The sequence below is a fragment of the Leclercia sp. W17 genome, from assembly GCF_003336325.1.
Lineage (GTDB): Bacteria > Pseudomonadota > Gammaproteobacteria > Enterobacterales > Enterobacteriaceae > Enterobacter.
In genome coordinates this window covers 3,394,317-3,414,590 of sequence record NZ_CP031101.1, presented here as the reverse complement: position 1 = coordinate 3,414,590, position 20,274 = coordinate 3,394,317, and the positions used below count along the sequence as shown (strand labels likewise).

The window sequence follows — 20,274 nt, the reverse complement described above, 5'->3', positions numbered from 1 at the left end:
CCATTACTTCGCCATCTGTTGTTCGTTTTTGGCCCGCAACTTCTTCGCCCGGCTCTCCAGCACCAGATAACAGACCGTCGCCAGCCCCAGAGGCAGGAAATAATAGAGCATACGATAGGCCAGCAGGGCGGCGATGATGGTGCCGTGAGAGACATGCTCTCCCGCTAACAGGGCGATAAACACCGCTTCCAGCACCCCAATCCCGGCAGGAATATGGACAATCACCCCGGCGATACTGCTCACCAGCAGCACACCCAGCACGAAGAAGTAGTTGATATCTTCACCCATCAGCAGCCAGATAATGGCCCCCATCGCCATCCAGTTGGCGGCGGAAATGCCCATCTGCGCCAGCGCAAAACGCCAGGAGGGAAGTACCAGCTTTTGCTTTTTGATGGTCACATGGCGCCGCTTAGCGAACGCGCAGGCCCACAGATAGAACCCAATCACCAGCAGCAGCACGATGCCAATAATGCGCAGCGTCGACTGATCGATATACCAGTGAGCGGGCAACTGCACCACGCCCGCGGTGAAGATTACGCCGCCCAGCAGGACGTAACCCAGCCAGTTGGTGGTAATACTCAGAGAGAAGATGCGGGTGATGGTGCTGCTGGGTAGCCCCAGGCGGGAGTAAAGGCGGTAACGCATCCCGATGCCGCCCACCCAGGTACTCAGGGTCAGGTTAAAGGCGTAGCAGATAAACGACACCAGCATAACCTGGCGCTTGGCCAGCTTATGCCCGCAGTAGACTCGTCCCAGCAGGTCGTAACAGCCATACAGCAGGAAGCTCAGTATCACCAGCGCCACGGCGCCCATCAGCGATACACGGTCGTAGTCGCGGATGACCTTCCACACCTCGCCCCAGTCGACCTTTTTGGCGTAAATCACCAGCAGCACTGCTACGGCTATAAAAAATACCCAGGTGAGGATCTTTTTTGCCAGACGCCAGCGCGAATGTTTTTTGCTCATCAGGGTTTTACCCCCGTGTTGCTCGCCTCAACGCGATCCTGAGTCTCCATCTCGGGTTGTACCGGCGGGGGGACCTGCGCCAGTTGAGGCGTATGTGCAGGCAACCAGCCGACCAGCGCCGGGAAATGGCGCAGGAAGTGGAACACCACCACGCTTTTGCCCAGATTCCACCAGGTCCGTTTCGGCACCATCGACTCATCCACCCGGACGCAATCCTCGGCGATGATGGCGGTGAGATTGTCACGCAGGGTCTGGTTAAACTCGCGATCGTGAATAATCAGGTTGGCCTCCAGATTCAGCGACAGGCTAAGGGGATCAAGGTTGCTGGAGCCGACAGTTACCCAGTGATCGTCCATCAGCGCGACCTTGCCGTGCAGCGGACGGCGGCGGTATTCGTAAATCTCGACGCCGCCTTTCACCAGATAGTTGTAGAGCAGGCGGGCGCCCACGGTCACAATGGGCATATCCGGCTCGCCCTGCACAATCAGCTTAACCCGCACGCCGCGCCGGGCTGCGTTACGCATGGCGTGCAGCAGGCGATAGCCCGGGAAGAAGTAGGCGTTGGCGATGATCACCTCCCGACGGGCGTTGGTCAGCATCTTCAGATAGTGCCGCTCAATATCGTCCCGGTGCTCTTCGTTATCGCGCCAGACAAACAGCGCCTGCGCTTCGCCCGGTTTGGTATTCTCTTCGGCGCGATGACGCCGCTTCCACCAGCGACGCACTGCGGCTTTGCCGGGCAGGTTTTCCACGACAAACTGCAAAATATCCTGTACCACCGGGCCTTCGACCTGGACGGCATAATCCTGCTTGGCTTCAGGACCGTAGTCCGACATATGTTCCGCGGAGTAGTTAATCCCGCCCACAAAGGCCACCTGATCGTCCACCACCACAATTTTACGGTGCATGCGGCGGAAGACGTTGGTGCGCATACCCAGCAGAGGCGGGCGTGGATCGTAATAGCGGAATACCACGCCTGCTGAGGTGAGTTCCCCCACGAATTCATCGCTGAGGTCGGGGGAGCCGTAGCCGTCCAGCAGCACTTCGATATGTACCCCGCGCTGGGCCGCCCGCAGGATCACCGAATGCAGTTTTCGCCCCACGTTGTCTTCAAACCAGATAAAGGTTTCAAGCAGTACCCGGCTTTGCGCTTTCTCGATGGCGGCAAAAACCGCCGGGTAATATTGATCGCCATTTTCCAGCAGCTTTATCCGGTTGCCGCTTTGCCATGAACATTTCATAGATGAATCTCCGCACTTAACGGCGCATGGTCGGAAAGGTGACGCCAGTTGCTCAGGGCCAGCGCGGTAGGGCTGCTGGCGTGAGCGTTTTTGACATAGATCCTGTCCAGACGCAGCAGCGGGAATCTCACCGGGAAGGTACGGGCGGGCCTGCCGTGGGCAAGGGTGAAGATCTCTTCTAACCCGGCCCCCGTTTTCAGTGGATGGTTGGCGCGCTGGCGCCAGTCGTTAAAATCACCGGCGACCACCACCGGTTCCCCTTCTGGCAGGCCGTTGACCCACTCGGTCATCATCTGCAGCTGCGCCTGGCGGTGAGCTTCGCGCAGGCCAAGGTGGACCGAGGCCACATGCAGCGGTCTGGTCAGCTCCGGGATCGCGACACGGCAGTAAAGCAGCCCACGTTTTTCACTCTCGCCCACCGAGACATCGTGATTTTCATAGTGTTCGATAGGGTAGCGGGAGAGAACGGCATTGCCGTGATGCCCCTCGGGATAGACGGCATTACGCCCGTAAGCGTAGTCGCTCCACATGGTGTCGGCGAGAAATTCGTAGTGGCTGGTATCGGGCCAGTTTTCCACATGCAAAGGATGCACTTCATGCGCGCCCATCACCTCCTGCAGGCAGACGATATCCGCGCTGACGGTTCGTACAGCGTCACGCAGTTCGGGCAGAATGAAACGGCGGTTAAAAGCCGCGAATCCTTTATGAATATTGATTGTTAACACTTTAAGCGAAAAATGCCGGGTTTGTTGGGCCATACACTCCTTCCCGCGTCACTATCCTGATGAAAATAAAGTGTAGTCGTCGTCACAAAAAGGTGCTGTGTTACGGAATTTTCCGTAAAGTGCGATAGTCTGAACAGGCAGAGTAAAATCCTTCAGGAGAGTGCCATGAAGTGGCAACAACGCATACGCGTCGCAACCGGCCTGAGTTGCTGGCAGATTATGTTGCATTTATTGGTGGTGGCCGTGCTGGTGATGGCCTGGATGAGCGGTACCCTGGTGCGGGTCGGCTTAGGATTATGCGTGCTGTACGGCGTGACTGTCCTGTTGATGCTCTTTTTACAGCGTCATCATGAAGCGCGCTGGCGCGAAGTGGCGGATGTGCTCGAAGAGCTCACCACCACCTGGTATTTTGGCGCGGCATTGATTGTGCTGTGGCTGTTGTCCCGCGTGCTGCAAAACAACTTTTTGCTGGCTGTCGCAGGGCTGGCTATCCTTGCTGGGCCCGCGATCGTTTCACTGTTAACCAAAGACAAAAAGCTACGCGATATTCCGCCTAAACATCGCGTACGCCACTGAACCCGTCACGGCCGCTATCACCAGTAGCGGCCACAAACTCCCCCAGACAATATCCAGACTCGCATCCTTGAGATAGATCTGCTTGGTGATATCGGTGAAGTGCCGGATCGGATTCACCCAGGTTAAGTTCTGCAGCCAGACCGGCATGTTCTCCACCGGCGAGACATAGCCCGAGAGCAAAATGGCGGGCATCATAAAGACGAACACCCCGATAAACGCCTGCTGCTGGGTCGAGCAGAGCGCCGAGATCAGCAGACCAAACCCCACCAACGACAGCCCGTAAATCACCATCGTGAAGTAAAAGAGCAGAAGCGATCCGGCAAACGGGATGTGATAGGCCCAGATGCCAATCGCCAGCACGATGCTGGCCTGGAAGGTGGCGACAATCAGAGCCGGGACCGCCTTACCGACAAAGATTTGCCAGGTCGCCAGCGGGGAGACCACCAGCTGATCGAAGGTGCCCTGTTCGCGCTCCCGGGCCACCGACAGGGAGGTGACGATCATCACCCCGATGGTGGTGATCATGGCGATCAGAGACGGCACCACAAACCATTTGTAGTCGAGGTTCGGGTTATACCAGTTGCGCACCACCAGCTCGCTGTTGTTCGGTTTCGGTTTGCCCGCCATCAACTCCTGCTGGTAATCCTTCACCACCTGTTGCAGATAGTTGGCGGCGATTTGTGCGCTGTTGGAGTTACGCCCGTCGAGGATGAGCTGCATAGGGGCGGTTTGCAGGGTGTCGAGGTTACGGGAAAAATCGGCCGGGAAGCGCACCAGCAGCAGCGCCTTTTGCGTGTCGATGGTGGGCTGGATCTCCTGTGGGCTGTTGAGGATCAGCACGTGGGTAAAGGCTTTGGCGCGGGCGAAGCGCTGGGTCAGCTCCACCGAATGTTTGCCGTTATCTTCGTTATAGACAGCGATAGTGGCGTTGGTCACCTCCAGGGTGGCCGCCCAGGGGAAGAGCAGCACCTGGATCAGCACCGGCAGAATCAATATCGCCCGGGTCTGCGGCTCGCGCAGCAGGGCTTGCAGCTCTTTGCGAATCAATGTCCATAAACGGTGAAACATAGTCACTCCTCAAAACGCCGGGTGGCACTGCGTTTGCCCGGCCTACAAGACCCGTAGGCCCGGTAAGCGTAGCGCCACCGGGCGAAACCTAATCTAATCGCCGTTTGGTTTTCATCCACGTCAGGCCGATAAACATTACCGCCGAGGCAATCAAAAACAACAGGTTCACCATCAGCACCACCGGAATATTGCCCGCCAGAAACAGGCTTTGCAGGGTGCTGACGAAATAACGCGCCGGGATGATATAGGTCACCGCGCGGATCACCGCCGGCATACTGTCGATCTGAAAAATAAACCCGGACAGCATAATCGACGGCAAAAACGCGGCATTCAGCGCCACCTGGGCGGCGTTAAACTGGTTGCGGGTGATGGTGGAGATAAGCAACCCCATCCCCAGCGTGCTGAGCAGGAACAGGCTGGTGATGGCGAACAGCACCAGCAGCGAGCCGCGATAGGGCACGCCGAGAATAAATACGGACACCAACATGCAGAGCAGCATCGCCAGCATTCCGAGGAAATAGTAGGGGATCAGCTTGCACAGCAGCAGTTCCGTGCGCGTCACTTCGGTAGAGAGTAGCGCCTCCATGGTGCCGCGCTCCCACTCGCGGGCAATCACCAGCGAGGTCAGAATGGCGCCGATCACCGTCATGATAATGGTCACCGCGCCGGGAATAATAAAGTGCTGGCTGATGGCTGCCGGGTTAAACCAGTAGCGGGTCTGGACGTCAATCAGCGGCTCAAACGTCTCGCCGCGATCGTCCGCCCGCTGCATCTGCCACAGCTGCCAGATCCCTTCTGAGTAGCCCTGCACAAAGTTGGCGGTATTGGGCTCGCTGCCGTCGGTGATCACCTGGATCGGGGCGGTGTCGTTCGGGCGCGCCATGCGGGCAGCAAAATCCACCGGGATCACAATCATCCCGCGAATGCGCCCGGCCTGCATCATCTGGGTGAGCTTATGGCGATCGTCACTGATGGTGGCGTCGATGTAGGGCGAGCCGGTCAGGGTATGGGTGAAGTCCAGCGCCTCTTCGCTGTGCTGCTCCAGCAGGATCCCCACCCGCAGCTTGCTGGAGTCGAGGTTTATGCCGTAGCCGAAGATAAAGAGCAGCAGCAGGGGGATCACCACCGCAATCAGCCAGCTGCTCGGGTCACGCACAATCTGCCGCGTCTCTTTGATGCACAGGGCGCGGACCCGACGCCAGGAGAGGGCTTTGTCAGACATGGCCATGCTCCTTATCCCAGTCGTTAATGAGCGTGATAAACGCCTGTTCCATGGTGGGATCGGGCTGCTGCTCGTCCGCCACCTGGGCTTTCAGATCGTCGGGTGTGCCGTGAGCAATCAGCTTGCCGCGATAGACCAGCCCAATCCGGTCGCAATACTCCGCCTCATCCATAAAGTGAGTGGTCACCATCACCGTGACCCCTTTTTCCACCATGCTGTTGATATGCAGCCAGAACTCACGGCGGGTGAGGGGATCGACCCCGGAGGTCGGTTCATCGAGAAACAGAATGTCCGGCTCGTGCATCAGCGAGCAGGCCAGCGCCAGCCGCTGTTTGAACCCGAGCGGCAGCGCGTCGGTGGCCTGGCTGGCGATGTTGCTTAAACCAAACGCCTCGCTCATGCGGGCGATTTTTTCATTCTGCACCCGCCCGCGCAGGCCGTAGACGCCCGAGAAGAAGCGCAGGTTTTGCTCAACCGTCAGGTTGCCGTAGAGCGAGAACTTTTGCGCCATATAGCCCAGGTGCTGGCGCGCTTTGCCGGAGCTGACTTTCAGATCCATATCCAGCACCAGCGCTTTGCCGGCGGTGGGCACCAGCAGGCCGCACATCATTTTGAAGGTGGTGGATTTGCCTGCGCCGTTGGGGCCCAGCAGGCCGAAAATTTCGCCGCGTTTTACCGTAAAGTTCACATTGTCGGTAGCGGCAAAATCACCAAATTTTTTGGTCAGGGATTTGGCCTCGATCACCGTCTCGCCGGGGGTGCCTTCCACAGTATGCAGGATCGCCCCCAGCGGCGATTCGGCGGTGCCTGCGCCGCCGAGCAGATCGATAAAGGCATCTTCAAACCGCGGGGCAGTCTCATCAATCGCCAGATCCGGCAGATCCGCGTTTTGGCGAAGATCGTCGGCGCTGGCCTCTTTTTTGAGGATCACCCGCACCGATTTCCCCTGGATCATGCCGTCGCTCACTTGGGGCAGCTTCAGCACCCGTTGCAGCAGGCGGCGGTTATTCTCATGAGGAGAGTGCAGCAGCACGCTGCGCCCGGTCATGCTCTGGGTCAGGGCAGTGGGATCGCCCTGATAGAGCAGCTCCCCTTCGTTCATCAGCAGCACGTCGCGGCACTGCTCCGCTTCGTCGAGATAGGAGGTGCTCCAGAGGATTAACATTCCGTCCCCCGCCAGCTCGTGCACCATCTGCCACAGCTCGCGGCGGGAGATGGGGTCGACGCCAACGCCGGGTTCGTCCAGCAGCAGCACCTTCGGCTGCCCCACCAGCGTACAGGCCAGCCCCAGCTTCTGCTTCATGCCGCCGGAGAGCTTGCCCGCCAGCCGGTCGGTGAAGGGGCCGAGCGACGTAAACTCAAGCAGGCGCTGAAAGGTTTTCTCCCGCGTCTCGCCGGTGACGCTGCGCAGGTCGGCATACAGGGTCAGGTTCTCCATCACCGTCAGATCTTCATACAGACCAAACTTCTGCGGCATATAGCCCAGCATCGCATGCAGGGCGCGATCGTCGCGAACCGGGTCCAGCCCCAGCACGCTGGCGCTGCCTTCGTCGGGCTTCAGCAGGCCGGCAAGCATCCGCATCAGGGTCGTTTTGCCCGCGCCGTCCGGGCCGACCAGCCCGGTGACGTAGCCTTTATGCACCGTGCAGTCGAGCGGCGCGACGGCGGGTTTGTCCATCCCGGCAAAGCGTTTGACCAGGCCGGAGAGCTGGATCACCGCATCACTCATGGGCTTGCCCATTGTCGAAGCTGACGGTTACCGGCATCCCCTGGCGCAGGGCATCGTCGGCATCGTTCACGATAATGCGCAGGCGATAGACCAGATCGGTACGCAGGTCCGGGGTTTCGACGGTTTTTGGCGTAAATTCCGCGGTCGGGGAGACAAAACCGATTTTTCCGTGGTACGGCTTGTCGGGGCGACTGTCGGTATAGAGCAGCACTTCGCGCCCCGGTTTCGCCTCGCCGAGACTGGCTTCATTGACGTAAGCCCGCACCCACACCGGACGCGTCAGGGAGAGGGTCAGCACCGTACTGCCCGCGTTCAGCATACTGCCGGGCTCCACGGCGCGGGTCAGGAGGGTGCCGTTGGCCGGGGCTACCAGAGTGGTGTCGTGCAGATCCAACTGCGCTTGCGCCAGCTGAGCCTGGGCCTGTTCGAGGCTGGCTTTTGCCTGGGCGATATCCTGCTCGCGGTTGCCGGAGCGGTACTGGCGCAACTTATCCTGGGAGGATTTCAGCGTCGCCAGAGCCTGATCCCGCGAGGAGCGGGCGTTCTCCAGATCGTTGGCCGACACGGTGCGGCTTTTCCACAGCCCTTGCTGGCGGACAAAGAAGTTCTGCGCGTAGTCATAGGCGGCCTGCGCCTGTTTAACGGCGGCGGCGGCCTGGGCGACCTCTTCGTCACGGTAGCCCGCCTGCATTAAGTCGTATTGCGCCTGTGCCACGGCAACCCCCGCCTGGGCCTGCAACAGCGCGTTCTGGTAGGGCGCCTTGTCCAGCGTGCCCAGCGTCTGACCAGCGGTAATAGCATCGCCTTCATCCACGCTCAGGGAGGCCAGCCGTCCGCCGACGCGAAAGCTCATGTTCACGGTGCGGATATCGACGTTACCGTACAGGGTCAGCGTTTTATCCTGCTGGCTCTGATACCACAGCCAGCCGCCGATACCGGCTGCCAGCACAACCACCACAGCCACAATAATGGCGACAGGTTTTTTCATGACTCCAGGCTCCTTTGCGTTAAGCCCTGCAGGATCAAATCGACATGACAGGTGATGACCTGACTGATTTGCAGCGCTTTATCCTCATCGAATTCGGTCCAGCCGGTGCGTAACAGAATGGTTTCACGCCCCAGGCGAAAGGCGAGCACTTCGCCCAGCAGGGCATGGGTATGCAAAATGGTCTGCGTATCAAGAGGGTCACGCCCGGTATAGGCCGCCACCAGCCGGGTCAGGTGGGAGTGCATCGGGGCGATAACCTGATCGTGGACCAGCTGGTAAGCGGCAGAGGGCGAGAGTTGCTCGCGTGAAATAAACTTACTCAGGTTCAGCGTATCGTCATGGGTCAGCAGCTGAATCATGTTGTTGCAGGCGGTTAAGATCAGGCCACGAATGGCCGCGCGATCCGGCGACGGCTCGGCAAGCAGGGCGGTGGCTTCCTCCACGTGGGGGCGAAACTGGGTGCCAATGAAGTCGGCGATCCACTGGGCGCAGGCGAGGTAGAGATCCTCTTTCGAGCCAAAATAGTAGGTAATGGCGGCGATATTTTGCCCGGCTTGCGCAGCGATATCGCGGGTGGTGGCATGCAGCCCATATTCGCCAAACTGCGCCAGCGCGGCGGCGATTAACTGGCTTTTAGCCTGCTCACCTTTGGTGGTGGTCGGGATCGGATTCATAGCGGCACACAAAATTAATCAATCGATTGATTAAGAATATGACTGTTTTTTGAGCGTGTCCAGTTTTCTTGCCGGTATCCGGCTTGTTTAATAGCGTAAATGCCGCCCCCGGCGGGATATTTATGCGCTGTATCACAAAAGCTGCTACACTCCGCTGCTTCGCGACACCGTGGTTTTTGTCCTTTCATTTGTTATATCTCCCTGAAAACTACACCTGAAAATGGTCGGGGCGGTTCGGAGTTGTTATGTCTTTTGATACCCTTGGCCTGAACCCGGAAATTCTGCGCGCTGTAGCGGAGCAGGGTTACCGCGAACCGACCCCTATTCAGCAGCAGGCCATTCCCGCTGTACTGGCAGGCCGCGATCTGATGGCCAGCGCCCAGACCGGGACCGGTAAAACCGCTGGCTTTACCCTGCCGCTGCTGCAACGCCTGATCTCAAGCGAACCGCACGCCAAAGGCCGTCGCCCGGTGCGCGCCCTGATCCTGACCCCAACCCGTGAACTGGCCGCCCAAGTGGGTGAGAACGTGCGTGAGTACAGCCGCTATCTCAACATCCGCTCGCTGGTGGTGTTTGGCGGGGTGAGCATCAACCCGCAGATGATGAAACTGCGCGGCGGCGTGGACGTGCTGATCGCCACCCCGGGCCGTCTGCTCGACCTGGAACACCAGAACGCCGTTAAGCTCGACAGCGTGGAGATCCTGGTGCTCGACGAAGCCGACCGCATGCTGGACATGGGCTTTATCCACGATATTCGTCGCGTGCTGGCAAAATTGCCGGCCCGCCGTCAGAACCTGCTCTTCTCCGCCACCTTCTCCGACGAGATCAAAGGCCTGGCGGAAAAACTGCTGCACAATCCGCTGGAAGTGGAAGTGGCGCGTCGTAACACCGCCTCCGAACAGGTGACCCAGCACGTTCACTTTGTTGATAAAAAGCGCAAGCGCGAACTGCTCTCCCAGATGATTGGCGAAGGGAACTGGCAGCAGGTGCTGGTCTTTACCCGTACCAAACATGGGGCGAACCACCTTGCGGAACAGCTGAACAAAGACGGCATCCGCAGCGCGGCGATCCACGGCAACAAGAGCCAGGGGGCTCGTACCCGCGCGCTGGCCGATTTTAAATCCGGTGATATCCGCGTACTGGTGGCAACCGACATCGCCGCCCGCGGTCTGGATATTGAAGAGCTGCCGCACGTGGTGAACTACGAGCTGCCGAACGTTCCGGAAGATTATGTCCACCGTATCGGCCGTACCGGTCGCGCGGCGGCAACGGGCGAAGCGCTGTCGCTGGTCTGTGTTGATGAGCACAAGCTGCTGCGCGACATCGAACGGTTGCTGAAAAAAGAGATCCCGCGTATCGCCCTCGAAGGCTATGAGGTAGATCCGTCCATCAAAGCTGAGCCGATCCAGAACGGGCGTCAGGGCGGACGTGGTCAGGGTGGTGGACGCGGGCAGGGCGGCGGTGGACGTGGTCAGCAGCAGCCGCGCCGTAGCGAAGGCGGCGCGCCGAAAGCGGCAAACAAACCGCCGCGTCGCGATGGCGACGCGAAACCGGCAGGTGAAGGCCAGCGCCGACGCCGTCCGCGCAAACCTGCCAGTGCGCAGTAATCTGGAAGCCCGGTCGTAAAGCCGGGCTTTTCTTTTGCGGCCCGCTTAAGAAAGTGCCACAATAGTGGCTGTTTATACAGTATTTCAGGTTCATCATGGCTTTAACCGCCGCGCTGAAAGCGCAAATTGCCGCCTGGTATAAGGCGCTACAACAGCAGATCCCCGACTTCATTCCCCGCGCACCGCAACGGCAGATGATTGCCGATGTGGCAAAAACGCTGGCCGGTGACGAGGGTCGACATCTGGCAATTGAAGCCCCGACCGGCGTCGGTAAAACCCTCTCCTACCTGATCCCCGGCATCGCTATCGCCCGGGAAGAACAAAAGACGCTGGTGGTCAGTACCGCCAACGTCGCCCTGCAGGATCAGATCTACAGCAAAGACCTGCCGCTGCTGCGCAAAATTATTCCCGAGCTGCGCTTCACTGCTGCCTTTGGGCGTGGGCGCTATGTCTGCCCGCGCAACTTAACCGCCCTTGCCAGCACCGAGCCCACCCAGCAGGATCTGCTGGCCTTTCTGGATGACGAGCTGACCCCTAACAATAAAGCTGAGCAGGAGCAGTGCGCCCGGCTTAAGGCCGATCTCGATAGCTATAAATGGGATGGCCTGCGGGATCACACCGATCAGGCGCTCAGCGACGATCTGTGGCGCAGACTCAGTACCGATAAGGCCAGCTGTCTGAACCGCAACTGCCACTACTATCGCGAATGCCCGTTCTTTGTCGCCCGCCGTGAAATTCAGGAGGCCGAAGTGGTGGTCGCCAACCACGCGCTGGTAATGGCGGCGATGGAGAGCGAAGCGGTGCTGCCGGATCCGAAAAATCTGCTGCTGGTGCTGGATGAAGGGCATCACCTGCCGGACGTCGCGCGCGATGCGCTGGAGATGAGCGCCGAGATAACTGCCCCCTGGTTCCGCCTGCAGCTCGATCTGTTCTGCAAGCTGGTGGCGACCTGCATGGATCAGTTCCGGCCGAAAACCATTCCGCCGCTGGCGGTTGCGGAGCGCCTCAGCGAGCACTGCGAAACCATCTACACCCATATCGCCTCCCTGAACAACATCCTCAATCTCTATCTGCCACCCGGCCAGGAGGCAGAGCACCGCTTTGAGATGGGCGAGCTGCCGGAGGAGATCATGGATCTTTGCCGCGAGCTGGCGCAGCTTATCGAGAAACTGCGCGGGCTGGCGGAGCTGTTTTTAAACGATCTCAGTGAAAAAACCGGCACCCATGACGTGGTGCGTGTCCACCGGGTGCTGCTGCAGATGAACCGTGCCCTGGGCATGTTCGAGGGGCAGAGCAAGCTGTGGCGGCTGGCGTCGATGGCCCAGGCCTCCGGCGCGCCGGTTACCAAGTGGGCGACGCGGGAAGTCAGGGAAGGGCAGGTGCATCTCTTCTTCCACTGTGCGGGCATTCGCGTCAGCGATCAGCTGGAAAAGCTGCTCTGGCGCAGCGTCCCGCATGTGGTAGTGACCTCCGCCACGCTGCGCTCGCTGAACAGTTTCTCCCGCCTGCAGGAGATGAGCGGTCTGAAGGAGAAGGCGGGCGATCGCTTTGTGGCCCTCGACTCGCCGTTCAACCACTGCGAGCAGGGCAAGCTGGTGATCCCGCGTATGCAGTATGAGCCGCTGATCGACAACGAAGAGCAGCACCTTGCCGAAATGGCGGCCTACTTTCGTGAACAGCTGGAAAGCAAAAAGTATCCCGGCATGCTGGTGCTGTTCGCCAGCGCCCGGGCAATGAACCTCTTTTTAACCTTTGTCACCGACCTGCGCCTGTTGCTGCTGGTGCAGGGGGATCAGCCCCGCTACCGGCTGGTGGAGCTGCACCGTAAACGTATCGATGCCGGGGAGCGCAGCGTGCTGGTGGGGCTCCAGTCCTTTGCCGAAGGGCTGGATCTTAAGGGCGACTACCTGACCCAGGTCCATATTCACAAGATCGCCTTCCCGCCCATCGACAGCCCGGTGGTACTGACCGAGGGCGAGTGGCTGAAAAGCCTGAACCGCTTCCCGTTTGAGGTGCAGAGTCTGCCCGCGGCGTCGTTCAACCTGATCCAGCAGGTCGGGCGTCTGATCCGCAGCCACAGCTGCTGGGGCGAGGTGGTGATCTACGATAAGCGGCTGCTGACCAAAAATTACGGTAAGCGGTTACTGAATGCCCTGCCGGTCTTTCCTATCGAACAACCTGAGGTTCCCGAAGTAAAAAAACGCCCGGCCAAGCTTGCCGCCGGGCGCAGGAAAAGCATCCGTGCTAAGGGGCGCGGTCCTACTGGTAAGTGAAGGTAAACAGCACCGTGCTTGAAAACTCCCCCGCGTGGACCGGAACGTACGAGGCGTAATAGCGTGCCGCCATCGGGAAATCGGCGGTGTGGGTGATTGGGTCAATTACCGCATTGAAGCGCGCTTCCGGCGCCAGAATGATCGAGTCGGTGCGGTCGGCCAGCTCCAGCGCCAGCCCTCTTGCCGTACCGGTGTTGGCGAACTTGAACGGGTGGAGCGTGTCGCGCTTCCCCTCCAGGTTGATGGTCGCCAGGGTCAGGCTTTGCGGGCAGTGCGAGAGGGTGATATCAAAATTCTTCCACACGCCGACATCCCCCGGCGCTTTAAAATCACTGGCCACCGCCTGGCCGAGATCGACCACCTTATTCTGGCTCGTGCTGTCCACTTCACAGGCAGTGTCGTAAATATTGCCTTTGATGCTGAGGAGCACGTCGGTGGCTGAGACGGGCAGGCTGGCCAGCAGCACGAGCAGGGCTACATATTTCATCGGGATCTCACTGGTATTCAATGTCGATTGTGGCAATGGTATTGGCTCTTCCGGCGGTCGCCTGAGCGCCAGTCTGGTAGTACTGCACCTGGAAGGGCAGGTCGAAAGGCTGGTTGGGAATGGTCTGGTCGCCAAAGGGGATCGGGTAGTCGTAGCGTAATACCACCCCGCCGAGGGTCATTCTTACGCCCACCCCGCTGGCGCTGTCAGGGCCTGGCGTCAGGTTCAGAACATCATTGCCATCGCTAATCGTCGTCGCGCCATTTGGGCTGGTGATCCGGGCCGTCATGGTGACAGTATCAGAACAGATCGCCGTTAGATTGAACGCTTTCCAGCTGCTGAAACTGCCGCGATGGGTAAAGCCGCTCAACGGAAAATCCCCCAGCGTAACGACCAGACTTTTCGGATCCACTGAGCAGGTGGTGGCCTTCAGCGCCAGGTTGCCGCCATAGCGCACGGCGTTCAACTGACCCAGCTGTTGATCGGGGTAGATGCCCAGTGACCAGATGCCGTTATGCACCGTTGTTGACGCCAGCTCTCCGGTTTTGCTTGCAGTTTTGATCAGCTGCATCGTCAGCGATACGTTGAAGCTGCCGGAGCCATCGCTGCTGACGTACCCCAGGGGCGTACTTCGGCTGTCACAGTGGGCGGTGCGGCCCTGCACCGGCTGGCCGGCGCTGTTCAGCAGTTCAATGCCAACCCCCTCAATACCGCTGCGATAGACCCCCGGCATCCCCGGTATTTCATCGCCTTCGCCCAGATGGCAGGCGGTGATGGGCTTACCACTGTCGGCGGCGTCACAGTGGCCCTTCACCGTGTGCGTGCGGGCGGAGCCCGGGATGGCATTGCCCACCCCGAGCGTAGCGGGCACCGTCAGCGTACCCGGCGTGGCCGTCCAGGGCAGATCTGCGGTAGAGCAGGCCGCTTTGGCCTGCGGCATAAACAGAAACAGGGTGGCAAACAGGGCCAGTACACAGCCGTAACGGAAGGGTTTCATCTTTTCCTCGATGCTGTCAGGTGCACTGCGCGGTGACGCTAATCACCGGGTCAGCGGATCGAGACGGCAGTTGATAGTGGGCGGAGCAGTGCGCGCCTGGGCCTTTGCCCCAGCTGACGTTGACACTGCCCCGGGCGTGCATCCCGGTCAGGTAGACCTGACCGCCATCACCAACGATAAATTCGCCGCTCTCATGGGCCGGCGCCGCCGTGGCACCAAAGGGCACCGGACGTCCATCGGCGCGGGTGAGGGTCAGCAGCACCCGGCTGCCGACGCGGGTATTAAAGTGGGTACGCACAACCGCCCCACGAGTTGGGGTAATAACTTTGGCTGCCTGGCCGACGTCGGCCCCCGCAGGCAGACTCTCGGTATCCAGCGCCACGGTGTTGTGATGGTACGGCGTGACGTAAGGCACGATGGCATAGCCGCGATAGTCGGTTTTCACCCCGGTCTGGTTTTCGATTCTGGTGCCGCTGGCTCCCGGCGCCTCCACCAACGCCACCGTATCCCCCATCGGCTGGCCGAGGGTCACGCCGTGGGCGTGAACAATCATGCTCCCCTGCACGCCGAGGTTGAGCTGGCGCTGCTGGTCATCCTGGGAATAGCCTGCCGTCATCTCGCCGTAGGTGGCTTTGTAATCGCTGTTCAGGTTGGTGCTGTAGCCGGAATCGTGGCTGTGGCCCTGCTGCACCCCCCAGCTGAGGTTATTGCCCGCCAGCGCAGTGCCGTTCAGTCCGACGCTCTGGCTGGTGTCATGCTTGCTGTTGTTAAAGGTGTAATTGACCCAGGTATTGCTCAGCCAGTGATCCAGCGGAACGGAGACGTTAAAGCCGAAGGTCTGCTCGTTTTCCCGCTGGTCATCGTCATTGTCATCTTCATCCTGGACGTTTTTGCTCAGGCCATAGTTGATACCGTAGCTGATGCCGTGCCAGCTGCCGTTATAGCCGATGCTCAGCGAGGTCATGCTCTGATCGCTGTGCCAGTAATTCTCTTTGACCAGGCTTAACGTCAACGAGCCCAGGGAGCCGCCCAAGGATTGATCGACAGTGGCCTCCTGGCGGTTACGGCGGCGATCCGCCGGGCTCCAGTCGTCGTCGTGGGTGTGGGAGTCAAACACATCCGCCATGGTCTCAAACCCGGCGCTGTTGTAGCGATACCCGGCCACCGTAAAGTGGGTGCCGGTGTTAGCGAAGTCTTTGCTGTAGCGCACCCGCCAGGCGCGGCCACGGGAGGTTTTTTGTCCCGCCATCTGCGATTTTGCCGCGGTCATATCCACAGAAAACGCTCCCCAGTTACCAATGTTTTTCCCGGTGCCAAGCGCCAGGGCATCGTAATATTCACTGGTCTGGATGCCGCCGTAAGCGGTGATATCGTACGGCAGGCCGTAGATCCCGGTGCCCTGCAGAAACGGCGTCTTCTCCACGCTGTGGTCATAGCTGCGGTAGCGCCCGCCGGTCAGGCTGTACTTGAACCGGCCTTCACGCTGCAAAACCGGCACCGAGGCGTAAGGCACCACGAAGTGCTGCTCGCTGCCGTCGGTCTCTTTGACGGTAACGTTCAGATCGCCGCTGCCGCCGGTAGGGTAGAGATCGTTAATTTCGAACGCGCCAGGCGCGACGTAGTTCTGATAGATCACGTAGCCGTTCTGGCGCACCACCACCTGGGCGTTGCTGTGCGCCACGCCGCGAATGCGCGGGGCAAAGCCCTTAAGGCTATCCGGCAGCATGTCATCATCGGAGGCAATCTGCGCTCCGGTGAACGACAGGCTATCAAACACGTCGGAAGGGGTGGAGCTTTCTCCAAGGGTGACGACGCTGCCCAGCGACAGGATATTGCGCTGGGCATAGCTGTAGACCGGGGAGAAGTCGTGCTGCGTGGTGCGATTGTCCCGGGTCCGGCTCCAGGTGGAGTAGTTGCGCAGACGCCAGGCGCCGAGGTTCAGTCCCGGCCGCAGGTTCAGGTATTCATTGCGCTCGTGGCTGCTATCTTCACCCCGGCCGTGGCTATCCCCGGCGGAGTAGCTGTAGTTCAGCAGAAAAGCGTTGATCCCGTTGTCCATCTCTTCCGGTGCCACGTAACCGTGGGGCACCGGTGTGATGGCCGCCTGGGGGATGCTCAGCAGCAGCTGCTGCTGGCCGGGGCGGAAAGTGGCACTGGCGGCAGGTAACCCAGAGAGATCGACACAGCCGTCATCCGTTGTGACGCTGAATTTATCGCTCTGGATACCCAGACTCTTGAGGGTGTCTGGCGAGAGGCAGGGTTGCAGGGTGGCCGGGCCGTTGGCCGGCTGTTGCAGGCCAAAGGCAATTTTTCTGTTGGCGACTTTATTATTATTCACATAGACATCCACCTGATAGTTCCCCGGCGCGATGCCCGGGCCCTTCTCATACAGCGAGAGGTCGGTTTTGCCCTGGCCGGGGGTGTCGATATCCAGCAGCGCCGGGTTGAAGTAATCCTCCGCCAGCACCTGCTGCACCCCCACGCTCAGCACCGCGCAGCCCAGGGCAACCAGCAGGGCGCGCAGGGGATTACGGGGGGCTTTGGTGGAGTAGTCCCAGGCCATGGCAGCGTCGGGCTTATTGCAGAGGCGCAGACAAGGCGTGGCTCACCGCGCCATAGTCGTTGATGATTTTCCAGGAAACGGTGTTTCCGGTGATGCCGCCCGGCACGGCAAAGTGCGCGTCGCTGTCCGGGGCTACCCAGGTGACGTTGCTGACTTTTTTGCCGCCCACGGTGATGGCCTGGAAATTCATGTAAAACGGTGTTGGGTTGCTTACCACCAGGTTATTACCCTGTTTGTGCCAGCGTAATTTATCCGCCACCTCATCTGGCTTGCCGCTCACTCCGCTCGGACGGTAGATCAGTTTGATCCGCGTTTTAATGGCGATTTGCAGCGTGTTGCTGCTCTCGTTGCGGGAGGTAGAGGGAATGGATTTGATATTCAGCCAGTAGAGCGATTCGCGATCGTCTGGCAGATTGCCCCCGGTGCGCACCACGCGCAGGACGTTGTCCTGTTTGCCATCAAGGCGAAACAGTGGCGGGGTGATGAGGAACGGCGCTTTATCCTGCCCGGCATCGGCGTTCTCTACCCAGGACTGCACCAGGTAGTCGAGGTTATCCGGGTTGGAAATCCCTAACGACGCTTCTTTTTTATCTCCCTGATAAATTAAACGGGTCCCTTCGATAATCACGCCGGCGTGAGCGGCAGTGGTCATAACTAACAGGGAGGCGATGAAAATAGATTTACGCATGGTGGGACTCTGAATAAAGCTGACAACGCCTGGCCGCAGAGGCCAGGCGCCGCAGGATTAGTTGTACATGACGGTAAAGGTGGAGACCGCATTAGCCGAACCGGCGGTGATGGTGCTGCCGGTCTGGATATAGCGTGCGCCGAATACTAGATCGTTGGTGGTGGTGCCAGACTGCAGCGCATAGCTGGTCGAGGCGGTATAGAGGCTCAGCGGATTTTCGGTTTTATCCAGCAGCTGAATACCCACGCCGGTTGCCGCACCAGTACCTGGGGTGACGGCCAGCACGTTGGCGTTGGTGCCGTCAGCGGAGCCACCAAAGGTGATGGCCGCGCTGGTGATGGTTTCCGGGCAGTCTTTCAGCTGAATATCAAAACGGGTTGTTGCGGTGGTGGAGCCGGAACCGGTAAAGGCCTTTTGCGACACTTTGCCGAGGGAAACATCCAGCGGGCTGCTGACACCATTGACCACCTGGCAGGCGGAGTCGATGATCTCACCCGTAAAATTAATTTGCCCCTCGCCGCTGGTTGCAGCCCAGGCAGAGACAGAACAACATAATGCAGTGGCAATAAAGGTGCCGGAGACAATTTTACGCATAATAATTCCTGAGTGAATTCCGGTGTTTATAACATCCGTTGTGATTAATTTTTGGAAAAAAGCGGGGCGACTTTTTAGCGGGGGTAATTTACGAAATTAATCGTTGGCAGATAACTATTGACCCGGTCAATAGTGATTTCATTAATGCTTGATTTTTTATTTTTACTGTCATTACAAGGGGATGGTGTTGTTGCCGCCCGGCAGCAATAAGAGAAATGTCTGTCCGATGGCCCCTTATCAACGCTATAGTGTTAACAAGATGTCACAAGGGGAAACAACGTGGATTATCGCAAAATTATCAAAGAGGTCGGGCGGGGGAAAAACCACGCCCGCGACCTGGATCAGGAGACCGCCCGGGCGCTCTATACCGCGATGCTGAATGGCGAAGTGCCGGACCTGGAGATGGGTGGTATTTTGATTGCCCTGCGCATTAAGGGTGAAGGCGAAGGCGAAATGCGCGGCTTCTATGAGGCGATGCAGGCACAAACTCTGCGCCTGACGCCGCCGGTGGCGAAGCCAATGCCGGTGGTGATCCCGAGCTACAACGGCGCACGTAAGCAGGCCAACCTGACCCCGCTGCTGGCGATCCTGCTGCATAAGCTGGGTTTCCCGGTGGTGGTGCACGGCGTGAGTGAAGATCCGACCCGCGTGCTGACGGAAACCATTTTCACCCTGCTGGGCATTGAGCCGACTCGTCACGGCGGCCAGGCCCAGGCGAAGCTTGACGGCCATCATCCGGTCTATATCCCGGTGAGCACTCTCTGTCCGCCGCTGGAAAAACAGTTGGCGATGCGCTGGCGCATGGGGGTGCGTAACAGCGCCCACACCCTTGCCAAGCTGGCGACGCCCTTTGCAGAAGATGCCGCGCTGCGCCTTTCCAGCGTGTCGCACCCGGAATATGTCACCCGCGTGGCGACGTTTTTTGCCGATATCGGCGGCAGAGGACTCCTGATGCACGGGACGGAAGGCGAAGTCTATGCCAACCCGCAGCGCTGTCCGCAGCTAACGCTGATTGATGCGGCGGGCACCCGGGTGGTGCTGGAGCGCGGCGAAGAGAACAGCGACGTTGTGCTGCCGCAGGCAAAAGATGCCGAAACCACGGCGCGCTGGATTGAGGGCTGCCTCGCCGGGCGCGAAGCGGTGCCGCACTCCCTCAAGCTGCAGATGGCCTGCTGTTTGCTGGCGACGGGTCAGGTTGAAACGGTCGATGCCGGGCTGGCGCGGGTTAACCAGAGTTTTTAACTAAAAAAAAGGCCCGTCCAGCGATGGACGGGCCAAAAAATAACAACAGGGTCAATGAGGGTTGGAACATCTCGCCAGCGAACCGGCGAGCAGAGCAGAGATAAGGGTCAGGTTATTTGTAGATAACCGCAGTGCCGCTCAGTTTGTTGTTGGTGTTAGCGGAGGTAATGGTGTAACCGGTCGCGCCAGCCGCTTCAGCTTTCGCCGCCAGGCGTGCTTCCAGACCATCCAGAGTGGTCGCGCCTTCTGCACTGACCACACCGATTTTATTCATGCTGTTTGCCTGGGCAGCGGTTACAGATTCCGCAGCGAAAGCACCGAAAGAGAGGGTGGTCAGGGCAACAGCAGCAACAGCATATTTGATGGTTTTCATGGTCAGTATCTCGCAGGTTATTCTGTTAAGGGGACGTTGTTCCGTCGATGTGATAAGTATCACGCTTTTTTGCGAGAGATAAAATCGAAGAGAATTGACGTCATCATGCGAAAAATTTGAATGACAAATAAGTTATTGAATATTAATAAATTCAGTGAATGGATTTACGTTTCTTGCCGTTGCGCTTTACAGACGCGGCGGTGAGGGCACATTTTGCCAAACCTGCGGTGAAAAAGCATGCGCTAAAAGGTAATCGCTTGC

General features: G+C 59.1%; 18 protein-coding genes. 4 read left to right on the top strand and 14 right to left on the bottom strand.

Annotated features, from left to right (window positions below):
- Positions 1 to 3 precede the first annotated feature (3 nt).
- The 3 genes from DVA44_RS16900 to DVA44_RS16890 are packed head-to-tail and all read right to left on the bottom strand — an operon-like array spanning position 4 to position 2,965.
- Entirely contained in the window at positions 4 to 966 is a 963-nt protein-coding gene (locus tag DVA44_RS16900) for a YbhN family protein (protein WP_103178770.1), read from the bottom strand.
- On the bottom strand, positions 966 to 2,207 hold the full coding sequence (gene clsB / locus DVA44_RS16895; RefSeq protein WP_114387621.1) for a cardiolipin synthase ClsB: 1,242 nt from the start codon (positions 2,205 to 2,207) through the stop codon (positions 966 to 968). Before clsB ends, DVA44_RS16900 begins: the two co-directional genes overlap by 1 nt.
- Positions 2,204 to 2,965, bottom strand: a complete 762-nt coding sequence (locus DVA44_RS16890; RefSeq protein ID WP_114387620.1) for an endonuclease/exonuclease/phosphatase family protein — start codon at positions 2,963 to 2,965, stop codon at positions 2,204 to 2,206. The genes clsB and DVA44_RS16890 overlap by 4 nt, the downstream gene beginning before the upstream one ends.
- Before the next feature lie 132 nt (positions 2,966 to 3,097).
- On the opposite strand from DVA44_RS16890, the gene DVA44_RS16885 reads away from it, so the two are divergent.
- On the top strand, positions 3,098 to 3,508 hold the full coding sequence (locus tag DVA44_RS16885) for a YbhQ family protein (protein WP_103823518.1): 411 nt from the start codon (positions 3,098 to 3,100) through the stop codon (positions 3,506 to 3,508).
- On the opposite strand, the gene DVA44_RS16880 is transcribed toward DVA44_RS16885, so the two are convergent.
- From DVA44_RS16880 to cecR, 5 genes are all read right to left on the bottom strand, one after another.
- The gene (locus tag DVA44_RS16880) at positions 3,470 to 4,576 is read right to left on the bottom strand and encodes an ABC transporter permease (RefSeq protein WP_114387619.1); all 1,107 of its coding nucleotides are present in this window, start codon (positions 4,574 to 4,576) and stop codon (positions 3,470 to 3,472) included. The genes DVA44_RS16885 and DVA44_RS16880 overlap by 39 nt on opposite strands.
- A gap of 88 nt (positions 4,577 to 4,664) precedes the next feature.
- Complete coding sequence (locus DVA44_RS16875; RefSeq protein WP_114315570.1) at positions 4,665 to 5,798, bottom strand: ABC transporter permease; 1,134 nt, start codon at positions 5,796 to 5,798, stop codon at positions 4,665 to 4,667.
- The gene (locus DVA44_RS16870) at positions 5,791 to 7,527 is read right to left on the bottom strand and encodes an ATP-binding cassette domain-containing protein (RefSeq protein ID WP_114388442.1); all 1,737 of its coding nucleotides are present in this window, start codon (positions 7,525 to 7,527) and stop codon (positions 5,791 to 5,793) included. The genes DVA44_RS16875 and DVA44_RS16870 overlap by 8 nt, the downstream gene beginning before the upstream one ends.
- Positions 7,520 to 8,515, bottom strand: coding sequence for a secretion protein HlyD (gene hlyD / locus DVA44_RS16865; RefSeq protein WP_103823515.1), 996 nt, complete (start codon positions 8,513 to 8,515; stop codon positions 7,520 to 7,522). Before hlyD ends, DVA44_RS16870 begins: the two co-directional genes overlap by 8 nt.
- A complete protein-coding gene (gene cecR, locus DVA44_RS16860; protein ID WP_114315569.1) occupies positions 8,512 to 9,189 on the bottom strand; it encodes a transcriptional regulator CecR in 678 nt (225 codons plus the stop codon). Before cecR ends, hlyD begins: the two co-directional genes overlap by 4 nt.
- A gap of 245 nt (positions 9,190 to 9,434) precedes the next feature.
- Here cecR and rhlE point away from each other — a divergent pair, with 245 nt between their 5' ends.
- Both rhlE and dinG read left to right on the top strand, forming a co-directional pair.
- Positions 9,435 to 10,796 (top strand): ATP-dependent RNA helicase RhlE, encoded by a 1,362-nt coding sequence (rhlE, locus tag DVA44_RS16855; RefSeq protein ID WP_114315568.1) that lies wholly within the window; start codon positions 9,435 to 9,437, stop codon positions 10,794 to 10,796.
- A 95-nt stretch (positions 10,797 to 10,891) separates the two neighbouring features.
- A complete protein-coding gene (dinG, locus tag DVA44_RS16850; protein WP_114387618.1) occupies positions 10,892 to 13,069 on the top strand; it encodes an ATP-dependent DNA helicase DinG in 2,178 nt (725 codons plus the stop codon).
- Here dinG and DVA44_RS16845 read toward each other — a convergent pair.
- From DVA44_RS16845 to DVA44_RS16825, 5 genes are read right to left on the bottom strand one after another with little or no spacing between them, the layout of a single operon-like run.
- Positions 13,056 to 13,556 (bottom strand): fimbrial protein, encoded by a 501-nt coding sequence (locus DVA44_RS16845; RefSeq protein WP_114317125.1) that lies wholly within the window; start codon positions 13,554 to 13,556, stop codon positions 13,056 to 13,058. The two genes, dinG and DVA44_RS16845, sit on opposite strands and share 14 nt — an antisense overlap.
- A gap of 7 nt (positions 13,557 to 13,563) precedes the next feature.
- The gene (locus DVA44_RS16840) at positions 13,564 to 14,553 is read right to left on the bottom strand and encodes a fimbrial protein (protein WP_114387617.1); all 990 of its coding nucleotides are present in this window, start codon (positions 14,551 to 14,553) and stop codon (positions 13,564 to 13,566) included.
- Positions 14,554 to 14,569: 16 nt separating this feature from the next.
- Entirely contained in the window at positions 14,570 to 17,116 is a 2,547-nt protein-coding gene (locus DVA44_RS16835) for a fimbria/pilus outer membrane usher protein (RefSeq protein ID WP_114387616.1), read from the bottom strand.
- 13 nt (positions 17,117 to 17,129) lie between these two features.
- A complete protein-coding gene (locus DVA44_RS16830) occupies positions 17,130 to 17,804 on the bottom strand; it encodes a molecular chaperone (protein WP_114315564.1) in 675 nt (224 codons plus the stop codon).
- Between the two features lie 57 nt (positions 17,805 to 17,861).
- Complete coding sequence (locus tag DVA44_RS16825; RefSeq protein ID WP_114387615.1) at positions 17,862 to 18,398, bottom strand: fimbrial protein; 537 nt, start codon at positions 18,396 to 18,398, stop codon at positions 17,862 to 17,864.
- Between the two features lie 279 nt (positions 18,399 to 18,677).
- Here DVA44_RS16825 and ybiB point away from each other — a divergent pair, with 279 nt between their 5' ends.
- Positions 18,678 to 19,640 carry a DNA-binding protein YbiB gene (ybiB, locus tag DVA44_RS16820; RefSeq protein ID WP_114387614.1) on the top strand — a complete coding sequence of 321 codons (963 nt, stop codon included), beginning with the start codon at positions 18,678 to 18,680 and terminating at the stop codon, positions 19,638 to 19,640.
- A 112-nt stretch (positions 19,641 to 19,752) separates the two neighbouring features.
- Here ybiB and ybiJ read toward each other — a convergent pair whose 3' ends face one another.
- Positions 19,753 to 20,013 carry a DUF1471 family protein YbiJ gene (ybiJ, locus tag DVA44_RS16815; protein ID WP_103178785.1) on the bottom strand — a complete coding sequence of 87 codons (261 nt, stop codon included), beginning with the start codon at positions 20,011 to 20,013 and terminating at the stop codon, positions 19,753 to 19,755.
- Positions 20,014 to 20,274 lie beyond the last annotated feature (261 nt).